Source organism: Eudoraea sp. (genome assembly GCF_049665975.1).
In the GTDB taxonomy this organism is placed as follows: Bacteria; Bacteroidota; Bacteroidia; order Flavobacteriales; family Flavobacteriaceae; genus Eudoraea.
On record NZ_JBATGR010000363.1, the window covers coordinates 1 to 16,012 of the forward strand.

The following is a 16,012-nucleotide window of genomic DNA, read 5'->3' on the forward strand; positions in this document are numbered from 1 at the left end:
AGTTCTACATTTTCTTCTTCATTATAGAGTGGAATAACAATAGATAAAAGTGAGAGGGTAACCGGCTTCATTCTGGTGGTTAAATGTTGGGACAAATTTATACTTTTTATTTAAGTTCTTTCCTATAAGCTGCCATAAGTACTTCTGCAGCCCGAAAAGGGGAAATTTTATCTTCAGAAACCTGCTGTAACATATTTTCCAGATGTTTTTTAACCGAAGATGCCTTGTAGAATTGCTGCTTTAAAAGTTCATCTATGGTCTGCATGAGCCAGTATTTATTCTGATTTTGTCTGTTTTTCTCAAAATATCCATGGTCTTTTGTGGTCTCTAAAAACTGTATAATCATTTCCCAAATTTCAATAATCCCCGTTTTATCAATTGCGGAACAAGTGCTAACTTTTGGGATCCATCCATTTTCTTTAGGAGGATAGAGCTGCAATGCTCTTTGAAATTCTACTTTGGCCCGTTGTGCTCTTTTTAAATTATCTCCATCAGCCTTATTGATAGCAATAGCATCTGCCATCTCCATAATCCCTCTTTTTATTCCTTGAAGTTCATCTCCAGCACCTGATAACTTTAAAAGCAAAAAGAAATCCACCATACTGTGCACGGCTGTTTCACTTTGACCAACCCCAACGGTTTCTATTAAGACTATATCAAAACCGGCAGCTTCACATAGGATGACAGATTCTCTTGTTTTGCGGGCTACTCCACCAAGAGTTTCACCAGAAGGAGATGGCCTAATAAAAGCATTGGGATCTTTAACCAGTTCCTGCATACGTGTTTTATCACCAAGGATACTTCCCTTACTTCGGGTACTTGTGGGATCTACGGCTAAAACAGCAACTTTTTTGCCAAGTCCTGTAAGTGTTGTGCCTAAAACCTCTATAAAAGAGCTCTTCCCAACACCAGGCACTCCTGTAATGCCAATTCTTATACTTTTCGATTCTTTGGAGAGGCAATTCTCAATTAAGGTATGGGCTTTCGTGAGATCTACATTTCTTGTACTTTCCACGAGGGTTATTGCCCTTGCTAATATAGCTTTATTCCCATTAAATACCCCTTGGGTAAGCTCTTCAACAGAGAGCTTCTTTTTACGATGCTTTTTTACCTGAAGAACTCCTTTAGTACCTGTATTTTTTTCTGTACCCAATGTTAATTGTTAATAGGTATCCTAACCTTAGTTTTATCCCATTCAAGGCTTAAGAACAATTGACCGTCATCTTCAAAATCTATAGTAAGACTTTCAACTGTTTCCGTTAAATTAATAACAGGCACTTCAACGTTAACGACATCTTCTTCAGCTATACGCGTTGTTTCTTTACCGCCGCTTATTAATGTAACCCCCCATTCAGGAACATTTTTATTGAGGATTACCTGCCAACTTTCTTTACCGGGGATACTCCAAACTGAATAGGTGCCAGCCGGAAGTTCTTTATCGATGATAGAAATTTTGGAATTAGTGGTAAAAGTAGTAGGTTCATTGGCTCCGGTTCGCCATATAGTATCGTAAGGCACCAGTTCACCAAAAATTACCCTTCCCTTTTTAAAAGGACTACTGTATTTTAGTGTAAGGTCCATACCATTTTCAGTATAAACAACGGTCTTTTGAGGACTGTTTTTCTTAGTTTGTTCTTTTAGATATGGCATTGCCACAAAGTAAAAAAGTAAGGCCAATGCCGCCAATACGATCAAAATCCATTTTAATACTTTCATATTATTGAAGTGCTGATTAGTTTGTCTAAGTTACTAAATCAAAAGTAAAAATTGCCCGGTTGTAATAGGTTTCTCCGGGATTTAGAATTGCCGACGGAAATGACTTGATGTTGGGTGCATCCGGATAGTTTTGGGTTTCAAAACAAATAGCTGCAAACTCTAACGGAGTATAGACAACAACAGCAGGTTGATTGCTTTCAACTTTCATTAGAATTCCTGAGACCGGTGAATATAATTCAGCCACTGTTTTGGCATCTTTTGAAACAACATAAGGGGTGTCCAACCGTTTTTTTGCGATCTCCTTTTTGGTAAGAAAGTTATAATCTGTATCCACAACGGAAATCAGCTTTCCTGTTGGAAGCAAATTGTCATGGGTTTCCAATATTTCAGGACATTGTAAGTGTAGCTGATAGTGATTAATAGATCTAGTATTGTCCAGGCAAAAATAGGAATGGTTGGTTAAGTTAATAACCGTGGTTTTATCTGTAACTGCCTCATGAACAATGTGCAGTGAATTTCCAATCAGCCTATAAGTCACACTGGCTTTAAGGTTTCCCGGATAGCCCTCTTCCATATGAGGACTTTGATAACTCAATTTAACAAATGATTCTTTATTGTGTTCGATAGTATCAAAAACCCAGTATTTTTTTCCGAAGCCACTATTTCCACCATGAAGATGTACCCCGTCTTCACTGTATAAATTATAGGAATTACCTTTAAGGTTGAAGCCCCCGTTTGATATTCTTCCCGCAAAGCGTCCAACGCAGGCACCTAAAGATATTTGATCTTCCAGATAATTTTCCGGATTCTCAAATCCCACTACTAAATTCAGTGTATTTCCTTCGTGGTCTTTAAACAGGATTTTTTGAATAATAGCTCCATAATCAAGGACACTCAAGGATATAAAATCGTTTTTAATTGTAACTTGTTCCAAAGCGGGTTATTTAAAAATTTCTTAAAAATACTTGTTTTTTGCAACATGTAATTTTTTCATTCGTCCTTAAGATAACAACAACTAGCACAAAAATTGGAAACCGGCCAAATGTTTCAAATAGATATGGTAGAGCGTTGCAAAGCCAACGATCGTAAAGCACAAATAAAGCTTTACAGACAGTATTGCGATGGGATGTATTATGTTGCAAAGCGCTTTATAGGCGATCCCGATGATGCCGAAGACGTTTTACAGGAATCATTTATTAAAGCATTTCAGAAGATCCATCAGTTTAAAGGTGAAGTCACATTTGGGGCATGGTTAAAGCGAATTGTAATCAATAAATGTATAGACTTTCTCAAATCTAAAAAGGAACGCTTTCAGGAACTTAATGAGAATAATATACATATCGTTGAAGATGATGACTGGTCTGTAGAGGATGGAATATCAATAGATGAGGTAAAAGCAGCAATAAATCAATTATCAGAAAAATACAGGCTTGTAGTTCAGCTTTTCCTAATTGAGGGGTACGATCATAGAGAGATATCTGAAATATTGAATTTAACAGAAACCACAAGCAGGACGCGATTGTTAAGGGGAAAAGGACATTTAAAGGAATTACTTAAAGAAAAACGTTATGGCACAGGATCTTAGAGAATTGTTCAAAGAGGAGAAGGCTAAAAGTCACCCAATGAAAGATGGGCACGAAGAGCGATTTTCAGAATTATTGGATAAAGAGTTGCCCTTAAAAAGAAAATCGACTTTTTATTTTATAAAAATTGCAGCCTCAGTATTAGTACTTTTTAGCCTGGGGATTTATACCAGCATATATTATAAAGGCGATACGTTGCCACAGCCAGCAATTGTAGAAACAGAAACAGAGAATACAAAAGATCAGGGTTATTCTCTTGGGAATCTTTCCCCGGAATTAAAGAAAATAGAAAATTATTATGTGGCTAATATAAACCTGGAATTATCCCGATTGGAAGTCTCTAATGAAAATAAGGCAATGGTAGATGATTATATGCGCCGATTGTCCGAATTGAATGAGGAATACAAAAGGTTAAATATAGAATTGAATGAAATTGGCCCAAATGATCAAACCATTAATGCTCTTATCAAAAATTTACAGTTAAGGTTACAGTTGTTACAGAAATTAAAAGAAAAATTAAATCAATTAAAATCATCAGAAAATGAACAAGTTACATCAAACAGTGTTTAAAAGTTTTGCCCTGAGTCTTTGTCTCTTTACAGTTGGCGGCTATGGACAAGTTCAGTCTAAAAAGTATAAAGAAATATTCACGGTGGGGGAGGAGGCAGTTGTTGATATCAACACTAGTCATGCCGACATTGAATTTACAACCTGGAATAAGGATCAGGTAGTAATTGAAGCCACTATCGAACTCGAAGGCGCTACTCCCGAAGAAGCAGAAGCGTATTTTAATAATGGAGGTATCAAAATCCTTGGCAATAGTCAGGAAATATCTATAAAAACGGGTGGGGAAAATGCCTGGGTTCTAAGAGGCGCACATGGTGATGACAATATTATTATGCATATTCCTGAATTCCCCGAGATCCCCGAAATAGAACCTCTTTTTCTTGACTTACAAATCCCTGATATTCCGGAAATTCCAGAAATAATAATGGAAATGCCTATGCCCCCGATGCCTCCAATGCAGTTCAAAAATTTTGATTATGAGGCGTATGAGAAAGATGGTGAAAAGTACCTGAAAGAGTGGTCAAAGGAGTTTGAAAAGAATTTTGATGAAGAGTATCAAAAGGAAATGGAAGAGTGGGGTAAAGAGATGCAGGCAAGGGTCGAGGAGCGTGAAGAAGCTCGGGAAGAAATGATGAAGGAAAGAGAAGAAATGGGTATAGAAAGGGAGGAAATGAGAAAGGAAGCTCAGCAAATTAGACGTGAAGTCCAGGAAGAAAGACGAGAGGTCATGGAGGAGCAGAGAAGAATTGCGCATGAACAACGTGAGGTTCACAGGAATGTTATTATTTCCAGGCAAGGGAAAAACAGTCCTAATGTTTTTTATCGATCTTCAGATGGAGAAGAAAAAAATTATAAGATAAAGAAGACCATCAAGATTAAAATGCCAAAATCGACTAAGCTCAAAATGAATGTGAGACACGGTGAGGTTAAGCTGGCAGAGAATACAAGAAACATGAATGCAACCTTGTCTTATGCAAGGTTGCTTGCCTCCACTATAGATGGCGAGAAGACAAATATTGTGGCTTCCTATTCTCCGGTGTCAGTACAACGATGGAATTATGGGAGCTTAAATATCAATTTCTCAGATGAAGTGGCTTTAAAGGATGTAAATATATTGACTTTAAGCGCTACTTCTTCCAATGTTACTATTGATCGTTTGCTTAATAGTGCCCAAATTAAAAATGACCTTGGCGCCTTAAGGATCAATACAATTGCTAATGATTTTAAGGATTTGGATGTATCCATACAGAATGGTGAATTGGTTTGCCGTTTACCAGCCACCCCATTTAGTATTACTATAGACGGTACTTCTTCTGATTACTCCGGGCCATCAGATTTAAAACTGGTATCTGAAAATAATAGAAACAGTTTTGTTCACAGTGGGTATTATATGCAAAAGAATTCCGGGAAGTCAATAGTAATAGATTCCAGATATAGCGAAATCCTGCTTCAACAATAACTACCCCTTAATTTCAAGGTCCCAAAATATCTGCATTAATCTACCCCTGATCTTTATCCTCCTTAGCAACAGAAGTAAATCTAATAAAGCTTTCTATTTCTTACTTACATTATTTTAGCAGGAGCTTATCATAAAACCAATGTTTTATTCCATTGAACTATTTTATTGTTATACATAGCGTCTAAACCCATTTGAACACATACCGCAGCTTTAGCGCCTGTGGTAACATTTGATGTGGGAACTGTATTATTCAAGATATTGTTCTTAAAGTCAATTAAAGCCTGAGTACTGGGATCTGCATGCTCTATATCAAGTGGAATGCCTTTGCCTTCATCCCATTTGATAGTAGCCCCTGAAACTCCGTCAATTTCCTGAATTTCTTTTTTGTAATTCCCTTCCGGAAAGAACCATGCATTAACATAATCAAGGATTAGTGTTCCTTTATCTCCCATTACTTTTATTTGGTAATCATCTTTTGAATTACTTGTTAAACACGTAAAAGTAGCTTTTACACCATCGGGATAGGTATAGATAAGGTGCACATTGTCAAAAGTTTCACGGCCATCTTTCCAGTAGTCAATTCCTCCCACACCTAATACCTGATCCGGAGATGCATTTAATACCCAATTCGTGAAATCTATCTGATGCGAACATAATTCGGCTACCAAACCGCCAGAGTATTCACGATACATTCTCCAGTTGATAGCTCGTTCTAAATTAGAGTCTGTTACCGGCCTTCTCCAGTTTCCATTTCGGTTCCATTGACATTCAATAGCGGTTACTTTACCTACTTTTCCATTCTGGATAAGGTCTACTACATGCCTGTATAAACGCGAACTATGGTATTGATGTCCGGTTTGGAAGATCTTATCTGAATTATTTACTTTATCTCTTAACTGGATTATGCCATCAAATCCTTTGGCCATAGTTTTTTCACAAAAAACATGCTTACCGGCATCAATTGCATCAATTGCTATTTGTGAATGAGTATTAAAGGGGGTTGCAACCAGGATAGCGTCTATATCTTTTTGCTCCAGAAGTTTACGGTAATCAGAATATCCTTTCGCTTTTCCAGAAGTATTTGCAATGCCCTTCTGAAGTCTGAATGGCAAAATATCACAACAGCATATCACGTTTAACTCCGGAATATCATTCATGATATTTATTAGTCCGGCCCCACGATCTCCGGCACCTATTACGCCAAGGTTTATGATATCTGCTGCTTTTTTAGGGTAGGTCATACCAGATTCCATAAAACTTGGAGTACCTATGGCGGCTGTAGCGAGGCCACTTTTGATCACAAATTCTCTCCGTTTCATACTTAAATTTAACTAAAGTTTTGGTTCCCATCCATTTTCATATTCCCTTTTCCATGCAGCCATTGCTTGCTTGTTATTTAATATTTTACCTGTCGTAGGATCTACTTCAAGCGTTTCTCGGGCATCCTGGGCCATATTTCCTAAATGACAAAGCATGGTAGTTATACTTGCATCCGCTATGGGAGAGTTTTGCTTTTCATCTAACCGTATGGCGTTAAAGAAATTTGCAATATGCATTCCGTCAAGATCACCTGCGCCCATAGTATCTATAGTAGCACTTCCTCCTGTTTCAAATTCAAATTTGATCGGTCGGCCGTCTAAATCATATAATTTATAACTTTCTCTGCTGAGCTCTATAGTGCCTTTACTGCCATAAATAGTTGCTCCTCTTCCCGGCTGTTCAGGTTTCATAACACCGCGGCTGTGGCCGTTCCAGGTAATAAATTTATTATCACTGAATGTATATGTCACCTGTTGATTATCCGGAAACTGCCAATCGTCATCATAGGCATATTTACCTCCAAAAGAGGTGACACTTTCAGGGAGATCAACTCCTAATGCCCATCTACAGATATCTATTTCATGGGTGCCGTTATTGTGAATTTCACCTGTTCCCCAGTTACGAAACCAATGCCAGTTATATGGATGAATATTATCTTTATAGGCTTTCCTCGGTGCAGGCCCCTGCCAGAGATCCCAATTTAAGGTTGAAGGGACGGCTATATCAACACCGTTTCCAATAGATGAGCGGCTATTGGAATAATAGGCTTCCCCCTTATAAACATTTCCAATAATACCGTTTCTAATATCCCTTACGGCCGTAATAGAAGTCCTTGCAGAACGTTGCTGGTTGCCCATCTGTACTTTCTTACCGTATTTTTTCTGTGCTGCAACCAACAATTCATTCTCGTAAGGATTATGACTGCATGGTTTTTCAACATAAACATGTTTTCCTGCCTGCAAGGCCATTATTGCCATTGGGGCATGCCAATGTTCGGGTGTTGCTATAAATACAGCATCAACATCTTTATCTTCCAGCATTTTTCTGAAATCTTTCTCCACTTTAGGGACGTAACCAATTTTTTCCTTGCACCAAATATTATGCGCTTCAATAATGGTATCATCCACATCGCAATTGTAAATGATCTTTACGTTTGGGCTTTTTGATATACCCATGGTTAGCGCTTTAGCCCGACTTCGTACTCCAATAACGGCAACCTGCAATTGATCATTGGCACCTAAAACACCTGCATTAAGGATTCCAGGCAAGGCAAAAGTACCCAAGGTTATGGCAGCACTTCCAACAGTGGTTTTTTTAATAAAATCGCGTCTTGTAGTCATGGTTTATTTGCTTAGGATTGGTCTTATTTTAATATTCTTAAATGCAACACGATCTCCGTGGTCCTGCAACAGTATATGGCCCTGGTCTGATTCTCCGAAATTTGGCCAGATCTTGTATTTACTTTCCAAGACCAATTTTTTATAAAGGTCACTTTTACGTTCGTACTCCAGAACTTTCATGCCATTTAACCAATGTTCCACATGGTTATCCTTGGATAGGATACGCGCATGGTTCCATTCACCAATAGGATTCACAGGTTTATCTGGATCAACCATTATGAGATCATACAAAGAAGCCAATGTTCTGCTACCTTCGTGATTGCCTAATTTGGCATCAGGATGATTGTCATCATCCAGAATTTGGTATTCCAGGCCAATTGATGATCCGGGACCTTTGTTAAGATCGGTATCCACAAAATATTTTATACCACTGTTGGCTCCATTTGTAAGTTTGAAATCCAATTGTAACTCAAAATTACCATAAAGGTCATCGGTCACAATATCGCCCCCGGCTGTAGATTCTTCTCCACCTGATGATAAGACAATAAGCTCTCCATTTTCTATAATCCAGCCTTCAGCAGGGAAGTCATCGAGGCGTGCTCCCCGCCATCCGTTAGTTGTACTACCATCCCATAGGAGTTTCCAACCATTTTTTTCTTCATCAATGGTGAGTTGGTTTTTAGTAATGATTGGTGTAAGTGTGCTTTTTCTTGCGTATTTAGCAAGGCTGTCTGTAAGAATTCTAATGTTTTTCCATTGAATTTCTGTACCAGCCTGTTGATCCTTACCTATGCTGTGTACCTGAAGGCCAATAAAGCCGTTACTGGTTTTATCGTCGATCAGATAGGAGGCGGGCACATCGTTTATCCATGTTTTAAGAGTATCTCCAAGGGCTTCAATCCTATAATGATTCCAGTCATTTTGCTTGAATGCCTGCTGTGCCTTTGGATTATTATCCATTGTATTAAGCCACCCCCTTCTGGCCTCGTCATAGATTCCGGCACTCCACGCCCTGTCTGAAGGGTCTATCTCTATCTGGTAACCATGAACCCGGCCATTCCTGTAATGCGGGAAGCTATTGCTTCTGATTTGAATCCCGGAATTCATAGTGGAATCTACTTTATAATCTAATTCCAGGATAAAATCGCTGTACATCCTGTCTGTAGTTAAAAATGTATTAGGGGTGTCGTGGACTGTACTCCCCACAATAATTTCATCTCTTACCTCATAATGCGCTTCTCCTCCTTTGATAGTCCAGCCATCAAGGGTTTTCCCATCAAATATAGGAATCCAAGGTGTGTTCTCCTTCTTGGTATCTGAACATCCCAAGGAAGTAATTACCATTAGAATTAGTACTATTTTGTAAAAATTGGAGCTTTTGATATATTCCATTTGGAATTAGATTTGTGTTTATCCATTAAATATAGGCTGTAGCATGCACAAATAAAAAAAGCAACTTAAAAAAGTTGCTTTTTATTTGATTCCCTAAGTTTTAAAAATTACCCTAATGCGCTTCTTTTTTAAGATAATCCGGGAAGTTCTTTTTAAATCTATTTAACCTCGGAACAGATACCTGACGGACATAAGAGTTATTAGGATTTTTCTTTTCGTAATCCTGATGGTAGTTTTCAGCATCATAAAATTTGGTAAAAGCAGTGACTTCCGTGACAATTGGGTCATTGTAAATGCCACTTTCCTCTAATGCAGCCATATATGATTCAATAATTTTCTTTTCTTCTGGATTCTTATAGAAGGCTATAGAACGATATTGCGCTCCCCTGTCCGGACCTTGCCGATTAAGGCTGGTTGGATCATGGGATCCAAAGAATACCTGGACTAACTCTATATAGGATATCTCTTTTGGGTCATAATACACTTCCACTGCCTCGGCATGGGAAGTCTTTCCATAACTTACCTGTTCATATGTTGGATTTTCTTCGGCTCCCCCGGCGTAGCCCGAGATTACTTCCTTAACCCCTTTTACGCTCTCGAATATGGCTTCAACACACCAAAAACACCCACTTGCAAAATAGGCAGTTTCATATTTTTGAAGATCTTTTTTGGAAAATTTTTCCACCAAAATTACTTCTTTGGCTGGCTCCTTTTTATTCTTAATTTTAGATTCGCAACTAGTGGTGAACAAAGTTAAGGCCAGTAATATAACAGGTTTCAGAAATTTCATTTTTAGAATTTATTTCAAAAATCAATAAATCTTTCTGGAAATGTGGTTAAAAACCTGTTAATTAATGTCTTTGAGTATTTCGAAAGCGGCACTTTCACCAATATTAATATGAATACTATGACTTTGCTTGAAAATGTACTACTAAACTATTCAGATGAGTTAATAGCCATTTTAGACAGAGAGATTCCAATAGGCAACTATATTCCGCTTGATTTATCAGAATCTAATGGAAACCTGAATATCCTGGATATTATCGATCCATATGTTTGTCAAGAGTATATAGACAAAGTACTGAACAATAAGCCCTCTATGGTAGCATATGGAGGGTATTTAGAAAGGCGAAACTTATATAGCAAAAGTCCTGGCTTTGCTAATAGGGGAGAAGGAGAACGCAATATTCATCTCGGGATGGATTTTTGGGCTAAAGCCGGGACTAAAGTAATAACGCCATTAGGAGGAGTTGTAGATAGTTTCAAAAACAATGACGTTTCCGGAGATTATGGCCCAACTATTATTTTAAGGCATGAATTGGGTGGGATTCAGTTTTATACGCTTTACGGGCATTTATCGATAGTATCGCTACAAGGGTTGTATAAAAACAAGGAATTTAGGGCGGGGCAAGTATTGGCGACTCTTGGTGATACCGCTATTAATGTAAACTATGCACCCCATCTTCATTTCCAGATTATACAGGACTTAGGTGACAATAAGGGTGATTATCCCGGGGTTTGTACTCAAAAAGACATGGATATATATCAAAAAAATTGCCCTGACCCCAATTTATTGCTAAAAATCACACCACCTTTTATCGGTTAAATACACAAAATATCGCTGAGGTGTTTTAGGGTATTGATCCGTTCATCGACACTTTTTTGCACTTAATCCATATTTTTGCCAGATACCGAAAAATAAGGGTTTTTCGACGAATTACAACCGGGAAGAGACACGTATTGGGCGTTTTATATATATAAAACGCCCCAAGTGATGAAAACGATTGTAACTTTAATTTTTTTTCTTTTTATCGGAGTAGCTGCTCAAGCTCAGGATTCTAAAGTTGATACCAAAGTAGAAACAATAGAAATGAGTATCGTTACTTCAACTACAAAAGAAAACACTGTTGCTCGTTTGTACAAAAACAAGAATAGCCGAGTAAAGAAAGCTTTATCATTTACTACAAAAAGAAACAAAGCTAAATTGGCTTAATTTTTAATTATCCTTTTAATTTTCATTTAGGCCATAAGATATTTCTCAACCAACATACATCCCACATAAAAGGAAGCGATAATGATCCAGACAATTTGTGGAATCATCCATTTATATTCCTTAATTGGGAGTTTGCGTAATTTTTGCATATAAACTACTGTTGCCCATAAGGTAATCAGATTGCCTAAAAAGGCAACTTCCAACTGGTTAAAGAGAAAGGTGTATAGTGGATATGCCCATACCAGGACTAGCAGGAAAACACCGAAGTGGAAGACTGGATGTTTTCTACCTTCTGTTTCATATACTTTATAAAGAAGCCAGAACATAATGATTGTAAGCAAAATCCAAACGGTTGCAGCGGCAGAATCTATCCAGGAAAGTGCATTGATGATGTTTTCCATACTATTTATATTGTAGTGTGTCTAAAATTTATTTGGTCAGTACCGGTTCCAATACTTCCCATACATTATTAGCCACAATTTTTTGTCCTTCTACGGTAGGGTGAATACCGTCTTCCTGGTTTAATTCAGGAATACCTGCAACCTTATCCAGTAAAAATGGAATAATTAGCGTTTCATTCTTATCAGCCAGGTCAGGGAAAATCCTTCTGAATTCCGCTGTATACTCCTGGCCCATGTTAGGTGGTATCTGCATCCCTGCAAGGATGATAACCGTATCCGGGTTTTTCTTCCTTACGGAATCCACAATATCCTGGAGGTTTTGACGTGTCTCATGTAATGGTATGCCCCGCAAACCGTCATTGGCACCTAGTTCCAAAATAAACACATCCGCTTTTTGATTCAACACCCAGTCAAGCCTGTTCCGTCCGCTGGCCGTTGTTTCACCGCTTAGTCCGGCGTTCACAACTATGTAATTTAAATTAAGGGAATCTACAATTTGCTGGATTACCGCCGGAAAAGCCTCCTTCGTGTCAAGGCCGTAGCCTGCTGTGAGGCTATCACCAAAGCATACAATTACCTTGCTGTTATCGGTTTTAGCGACATTGTTTTCGGTTTGATCGGTTGTAACTGAAGAATTTCCACTGGTTTGGCCAGACTTTCCTCCACAAGCCACTAATAGTAAAAACACTAAAAAATAACGAAACTTTAAGAGGGTCTGCATGGTTTAAGGGTCTAAAAGTCGAAATCATTTCCTTATTTTGCTGCTTCGTTGCAAACAAAATTTAATTTCTGATAATGTCAAAGATATTAAACGTTGATCAACTGGGAAAGACCTATTCCAGTGGTTCCAAAAAACTAACCGTTCTCGATGCTATTTCATTTGAAATAGAGGAAGGGGATACCTTCGCTATTGTGGGTCCTTCAGGTAGTGGCAAGACTACTTTATTAGGACTTTGTGCAGGTTTAGATGAACCCGATTCTGGTTATGTTGAGCTTTGTGGTACCCGAATTAACGAATTGAGTGAAGATCAACGTGCTCTTTTACGCAATAGAAAAGTGGGATTTATTTTTCAGGATTTTCAATTGCTTCCCACGCTTACTGCATTAGAGAATGTAAGTGTTCCTCTAGAATTACAAGGGGTAAAAGAAGCCGGCAAGCAGGCGATGGAACTTTTACGGAAAGTAGGATTGGCAGATAGGTCGCACCATTATCCCTCTCAGTTATCAGGTGGTGAGCAACAGAGGGTTGCTTTGGCAAGAGCTTTTAGTAATAGACCTTCTATCCTTTTTGCCGATGAACCTACGGGTAACCTTGACGAAGAAACAGGAGAAAAAGTTGTAAGACTACTTTTTGAACTCAATAAAGAAGCTGGAACTACTTTGGTTATTGTAACACACGATCTGGACCTTGCAAAACGCACTCAGCATATTCTCAGACTTAAAGGGGGAAAGATAGCTACTAACGAAAGCACTGTAATCTCGTGAATAAGCAAAAGGAAGCTTCATCTATGGCAGGTAATGGCTGGCTTTTTAAAATGGCCTGGCGCGACGGAAAGGCTAGCGGGGGCAGACTTATTTTGTTTATATCCTCTATCATCCTTGGTATTACAGCACTGGTTTCAATCCAATCTTTTAGTGACAATCTTAAAGAAAATATTAGTCTTCAGTCGAAATCGCTTATGGGAGCTGATTTTATTATAGATTCAAGACAACTTCCAAATGAAAGAGTGCGGGGAATCATGGATTCATTAGGCGGTTCGAAAGGTATGGAAGTAAATTTTGCATCCATGGCCGCATTTCCAAAAAATGAGAGCAGTAAACTGGTTCGTGTGCGGGGGCTTGAAGGTGCGTTTCCACTCTATGGGAAATTAGAGACTGAGCCTGCAGATGCGGCAACAACCTATATTTCTGAAGAAGGAGCTCTTGTAGACGCCACCGTAATGCTGCAGTTTGAATTAAAAGTTGGAGATACAATCAAAATAGGCAATGCTAGTTTACCAATTACGGGGACACTTATATCTGCACCCGGGAATAGCGCATTTGCTAGTTCTGTGGCACCTCCTGTTATAATTCCATTTCGCATTATTGAACGAACAGGCCTGCTGCAGGTTGGAAGCCGACTGGACTATAACTACTATTTTGTTGCACCACCTCAGATGGATCTCGATGCTCTAGACAAAGAACTCGACCCTATTTTGGATGCTGAAAATGCAGATCTGGATACACATACATCCGGGAGCAGACAGATGGGGCGTAACTATGGAAATGTCGGAAAATTCCTTAACCTGGTAGCGTTTATTGCTCTTTTATTGGGCTGTGTGGGTATCGCAAGCTCTGTACAAATCTATATAAAGGAAAAGTTGAGGTCTGTGGCCGTACTAAAATGTATGGGAGCCACCCGAAAGCAAACATTCCTTATTTATTTGATTCAAATAGCGGGCATGGGCTTTCTTGGCGGTATAATAGGAACTTTAGGGGGGATATTGCTGCAGTTGACATTTCCAAGCATTTTACAGGAGTTTTTGCCTTTTGAGGTTCAATTGTCACTATCACCTCAGCCCATTATAATGGGGTTATTGTTAGGAGTTTTGATGTCTGTACTTTTTGCATTATTACCACTTATGAACACCTGGTATGTTTCTCCTTTACAGGTTCTGCGAATACAGGAAACAGCTGAGGAACGGCCCAGAAAAGCCAGAGTCCTTGTGTTTATAGGGATATTAAGCTTTGTTTTCCTATTTTCCCTTTGGCTTTTGGAAGATTTGCGTTATGCAATAGGTTTTGTGATCAGTATTGCGGCAACTTTCTCCATATTGGCAGGTGTTGCTACCTTTTTTATGAAGGGAATTAAGAGATATTTTCCTTCGTCCTGGGGATTTACCTCAAGACAGAGTCTTTTAAACCTTTTTAGGCCTAATAATCAGACCATGGTATTATTAGTTGCAATTGGAGTTGGTGCTTTTTTAATTAGCACGCTCTATTTTACAAAAGATATGCTATTGGCTATGGCACAGCTTGATCGCAACAGTAATAGTCCCAATATAATTCTATTGGACGTACAGAGTGATCAAAAAGAAGACGTGGCAAATAGTATAACCCCTAAAGGCCTTCCGGTATTAGATAATATTCCAATAGTTAGTATGCGTATGCATAGTATAAAAGGACGAGCTGCGAATGATCTTAGACAGGACACCACCCTGACAATGAATAAATGGGTTTTAAACCACGAATTTCGGGTTACTTACCGTGATACCATGATTTCTTCGGAAACCCTTACTGAAGGTGAATGGGTACCTGAAATTCCAAAAGAAGGCCTTATCCCTATTTCCATAGCTGATAATATTGCGAGAGATGCTGAAGTTGTAATAGGTGATACTATTGTTTTTAATGTACAAGGTGTTCTGATGGAAACAGTTGTCGGTAATATTCGCGCTGTAGAATGGGCGAGAATGCAACCTAATTTTAACATTGTCTTTCCCAAGGGCATTTTAGAAAATGCCCCGCAGTTTCATGTAATAACAACCAATGCACCCACCGCCGAGGCTTCAGCCAACCTCCAGAGAGAACTGGTTCAAAAATTCCCCAATATCTCGGTGCTCGATTTACGGCAAATCGTAACGCTAATAGAGAATGTCTTTGATAAGATTGCCTGGGTAATTAACTTTATGGCCTTTTTTAGTATCCTCACTGGAATCATTGTATTAATTGGGGCTGTACGCACCAGTAAATATCAGCGTATAAAAGAAAGCGTTCTTTTACGGACCCTTGGTGCAAAAAGTAAACAAATTCTGCAAATCACAGCCCTTGAATACTTTTACCTCGGAGTATTGGGAAGTGGTATAGGCATATTACTTTCACTGATAAGCAGTCAGTTACTGGCCACATTTGTTTTTAAAGCACCATTTGTGCCTTCGCTAGTGCCCTTTTTAGTATTGCTGCCCGGGATAACATTACTTGTTCTCTTAATCGGCCTTAGCAACAGCAGGAGTGTGTTAAACAGCCCTCCATTGGTCGTTTTGCGTAAAGAGGGAAGGTAATAATTGAATTATAATATTAAGGATAGATTTCTCAATCGTTGCTTCGCCACTCATGTCGAAATGACTGTTTGGTTTTAAAATATGCCGGTGCAACGTATAACTGTCATTTCGAACCGCACGCAGTGCGCGTGAGAAATCTCAAAGTAACTGTTTTCAAATGCACTTACGTGCAGTTTAGATTTCTCAATCGTTGCTTCGCAACTC

16 protein-coding genes are annotated in these 16,012 nt (G+C 38.7%); 7 read left to right on the top strand and 9 right to left on the bottom strand.

Annotation, left to right across the window (positions count from 1 at the left end; all coding sequences use genetic code 11):
* Nucleotides 1–106 precede the first annotated feature (106 nt).
* Genes meaB through WBN20_RS12310 form a run of 3 tightly spaced genes read right to left on the bottom strand, consistent with a single transcriptional unit; the run spans nucleotide 107 to nucleotide 2,650 of the window.
* On the bottom strand, nucleotides 107–1,153 hold the full coding sequence (meaB, locus tag WBN20_RS12300) for a methylmalonyl Co-A mutase-associated GTPase MeaB (protein WP_424281899.1): 1,047 nt from the start codon (nucleotides 1,151–1,153) through the stop codon (nucleotides 107–109).
* A 2-nt stretch (nucleotides 1,154–1,155) separates the two neighbouring features.
* The gene (locus tag WBN20_RS12305; protein WP_424281900.1) at nucleotides 1,156–1,716 is read right to left on the bottom strand and encodes a DUF2911 domain-containing protein; all 561 of its coding nucleotides are present in this window, start codon (nucleotides 1,714–1,716) and stop codon (nucleotides 1,156–1,158) included.
* Between the two features lie 25 nt (nucleotides 1,717–1,741).
* Nucleotides 1,742–2,650: an aldose epimerase family protein gene (locus tag WBN20_RS12310; protein WP_424281901.1), complete on the bottom strand. Its 909-nt coding sequence runs from the start codon at nucleotides 2,648–2,650 to the stop codon at nucleotides 1,742–1,744.
* 108 nt (nucleotides 2,651–2,758) lie between these two features.
* Here WBN20_RS12310 and WBN20_RS12315 point away from each other — a divergent pair, with 108 nt between their 5' ends.
* Genes WBN20_RS12315 through WBN20_RS12325 form a run of 3 tightly spaced genes read left to right on the top strand, consistent with a single transcriptional unit; the run spans nucleotide 2,759 to nucleotide 5,325 of the window.
* On the top strand, nucleotides 2,759–3,301 hold the full coding sequence (locus tag WBN20_RS12315; protein WP_424273892.1) for an RNA polymerase sigma factor: 543 nt from the start codon (nucleotides 2,759–2,761) through the stop codon (nucleotides 3,299–3,301).
* A complete protein-coding gene (locus WBN20_RS12320) occupies nucleotides 3,285–3,869 on the top strand; it encodes a hypothetical protein (RefSeq protein ID WP_424273891.1) in 585 nt (194 codons plus the stop codon). The genes WBN20_RS12315 and WBN20_RS12320 overlap by 17 nt, the downstream gene beginning before the upstream one ends.
* The gene (locus WBN20_RS12325; RefSeq protein WP_424281902.1) at nucleotides 3,841–5,325 is read left to right on the top strand and encodes a hypothetical protein; all 1,485 of its coding nucleotides are present in this window, start codon (nucleotides 3,841–3,843) and stop codon (nucleotides 5,323–5,325) included. Before WBN20_RS12320 ends, WBN20_RS12325 begins: the two co-directional genes overlap by 29 nt.
* Nucleotides 5,326–5,453: 128 nt before the next feature.
* On the opposite strand, the gene WBN20_RS12330 is transcribed toward WBN20_RS12325, so the two are convergent.
* The 4 genes from WBN20_RS12330 to msrA all read right to left on the bottom strand — a co-directional run bounded on the left by WBN20_RS12330 (nucleotide 5,454) and on the right by msrA (nucleotide 10,167).
* The gene (locus WBN20_RS12330; RefSeq protein WP_424281903.1) at nucleotides 5,454–6,644 is read right to left on the bottom strand and encodes a Gfo/Idh/MocA family protein; all 1,191 of its coding nucleotides are present in this window, start codon (nucleotides 6,642–6,644) and stop codon (nucleotides 5,454–5,456) included.
* A 12-nt stretch (nucleotides 6,645–6,656) separates the two neighbouring features.
* Entirely contained in the window at nucleotides 6,657–7,985 is a 1,329-nt protein-coding gene (locus WBN20_RS12335) for a Gfo/Idh/MocA family oxidoreductase (protein WP_424281904.1), read from the bottom strand.
* Between the two features lie 3 nt (nucleotides 7,986–7,988).
* Nucleotides 7,989–9,329: a 3-keto-disaccharide hydrolase gene (locus WBN20_RS12340; protein ID WP_424281910.1), complete on the bottom strand. Its 1,341-nt coding sequence runs from the start codon at nucleotides 9,327–9,329 to the stop codon at nucleotides 7,989–7,991.
* Nucleotides 9,330–9,489: 160 nt separating this feature from the next.
* Nucleotides 9,490–10,167: a peptide-methionine (S)-S-oxide reductase MsrA gene (gene msrA / locus WBN20_RS12345; protein ID WP_424281905.1), complete on the bottom strand. Its 678-nt coding sequence runs from the start codon at nucleotides 10,165–10,167 to the stop codon at nucleotides 9,490–9,492.
* Nucleotides 10,168–10,284: 117 nt separating this feature from the next.
* On the opposite strand from msrA, the gene WBN20_RS12350 reads away from it, so the two are divergent.
* Together WBN20_RS12350 and WBN20_RS12355 are read left to right on the top strand one after the other, a co-directional pair.
* Nucleotides 10,285–10,983: a peptidoglycan DD-metalloendopeptidase family protein gene (locus WBN20_RS12350; protein ID WP_424281906.1), complete on the top strand. Its 699-nt coding sequence runs from the start codon at nucleotides 10,285–10,287 to the stop codon at nucleotides 10,981–10,983.
* Between the two features lie 168 nt (nucleotides 10,984–11,151).
* Nucleotides 11,152–11,370, top strand: a complete 219-nt coding sequence (locus tag WBN20_RS12355) for a hypothetical protein (RefSeq protein ID WP_424281907.1) — start codon at nucleotides 11,152–11,154, stop codon at nucleotides 11,368–11,370.
* Between the two features lie 26 nt (nucleotides 11,371–11,396).
* Here WBN20_RS12355 and WBN20_RS12360 read toward each other — a convergent pair whose 3' ends face one another.
* Both WBN20_RS12360 and WBN20_RS12365 read right to left on the bottom strand, forming a co-directional pair.
* On the bottom strand, nucleotides 11,397–11,771 hold the full coding sequence (locus WBN20_RS12360) for a tryptophan-rich sensory protein (protein ID WP_424281908.1): 375 nt from the start codon (nucleotides 11,769–11,771) through the stop codon (nucleotides 11,397–11,399).
* Between the two features lie 28 nt (nucleotides 11,772–11,799).
* Nucleotides 11,800–12,492, bottom strand: coding sequence for an arylesterase (locus WBN20_RS12365; RefSeq protein ID WP_424273474.1), 693 nt, complete (start codon nucleotides 12,490–12,492; stop codon nucleotides 11,800–11,802).
* A gap of 74 nt (nucleotides 12,493–12,566) precedes the next feature.
* Here WBN20_RS12365 and WBN20_RS12370 point away from each other — a divergent pair, with 74 nt between their 5' ends.
* Both WBN20_RS12370 and WBN20_RS12375 read left to right on the top strand, forming a co-directional pair.
* Nucleotides 12,567–13,256: an ABC transporter ATP-binding protein gene (locus WBN20_RS12370; protein ID WP_424281909.1), complete on the top strand. Its 690-nt coding sequence runs from the start codon at nucleotides 12,567–12,569 to the stop codon at nucleotides 13,254–13,256.
* Nucleotides 13,257–13,306: 50 nt separating this feature from the next.
* Complete coding sequence (locus WBN20_RS12375; protein WP_424281911.1) at nucleotides 13,307–15,808, top strand: ABC transporter permease; 2,502 nt, start codon at nucleotides 13,307–13,309, stop codon at nucleotides 15,806–15,808.
* Nucleotides 15,809–16,012: the final 204 nt, after the last annotated feature.

Excerpts from the sequence above, each read along its gene's own strand:
- WBN20_RS12305 (WP_424281900.1), bottom strand. The coding sequence starts at position 1,716 with ATGAAAGTATTAAAATGGATTTTGATCGTATTGGCGGCATTGGCCTTA.
- WBN20_RS12315 (WP_424273892.1), top strand. The coding sequence starts at position 2,759 with ATGTTTCAAATAGATATGGTAGAGCGTTGCAAAGCCAACGATCGTAAA.
- WBN20_RS12320 (WP_424273891.1), top strand. The coding sequence starts at position 3,285 with ATGGCACAGGATCTTAGAGAATTGTTCAAAGAGGAGAAGGCTAAAAGT.
- WBN20_RS12325 (WP_424281902.1), top strand. The coding sequence starts at position 3,841 with ATGAACAAGTTACATCAAACAGTGTTTAAAAGTTTTGCCCTGAGTCTT.
- WBN20_RS12330 (WP_424281903.1), bottom strand. The coding sequence starts at position 6,644 with ATGAAACGGAGAGAATTTGTGATCAAAAGTGGCCTCGCTACAGCCGCC.
- WBN20_RS12335 (WP_424281904.1), bottom strand. The coding sequence starts at position 7,985 with ATGACTACAAGACGCGATTTTATTAAAAAAACCACTGTTGGAAGTGCT.
- WBN20_RS12340 (WP_424281910.1), bottom strand. The coding sequence starts at position 9,329 with ATGGTAATTACTTCCTTGGGATGTTCAGATACCAAGAAGGAGAACACA.
- msrA (WP_424281905.1), bottom strand. The coding sequence starts at position 10,167 with ATGAAATTTCTGAAACCTGTTATATTACTGGCCTTAACTTTGTTCACC.
- WBN20_RS12350 (WP_424281906.1), top strand. The coding sequence starts at position 10,285 with ATGACTTTGCTTGAAAATGTACTACTAAACTATTCAGATGAGTTAATA.
- WBN20_RS12355 (WP_424281907.1), top strand. The coding sequence starts at position 11,152 with ATGAAAACGATTGTAACTTTAATTTTTTTTCTTTTTATCGGAGTAGCT.
- WBN20_RS12360 (WP_424281908.1), bottom strand. The coding sequence starts at position 11,771 with ATGGAAAACATCATCAATGCACTTTCCTGGATAGATTCTGCCGCTGCA.
- WBN20_RS12365 (WP_424273474.1), bottom strand. The coding sequence starts at position 12,492 with ATGCAGACCCTCTTAAAGTTTCGTTATTTTTTAGTGTTTTTACTATTA.
- WBN20_RS12370 (WP_424281909.1), top strand. The coding sequence starts at position 12,567 with ATGTCAAAGATATTAAACGTTGATCAACTGGGAAAGACCTATTCCAGT.
- WBN20_RS12375 (WP_424281911.1), top strand. The coding sequence starts at position 13,307 with ATGGCCTGGCGCGACGGAAAGGCTAGCGGGGGCAGACTTATTTTGTTT.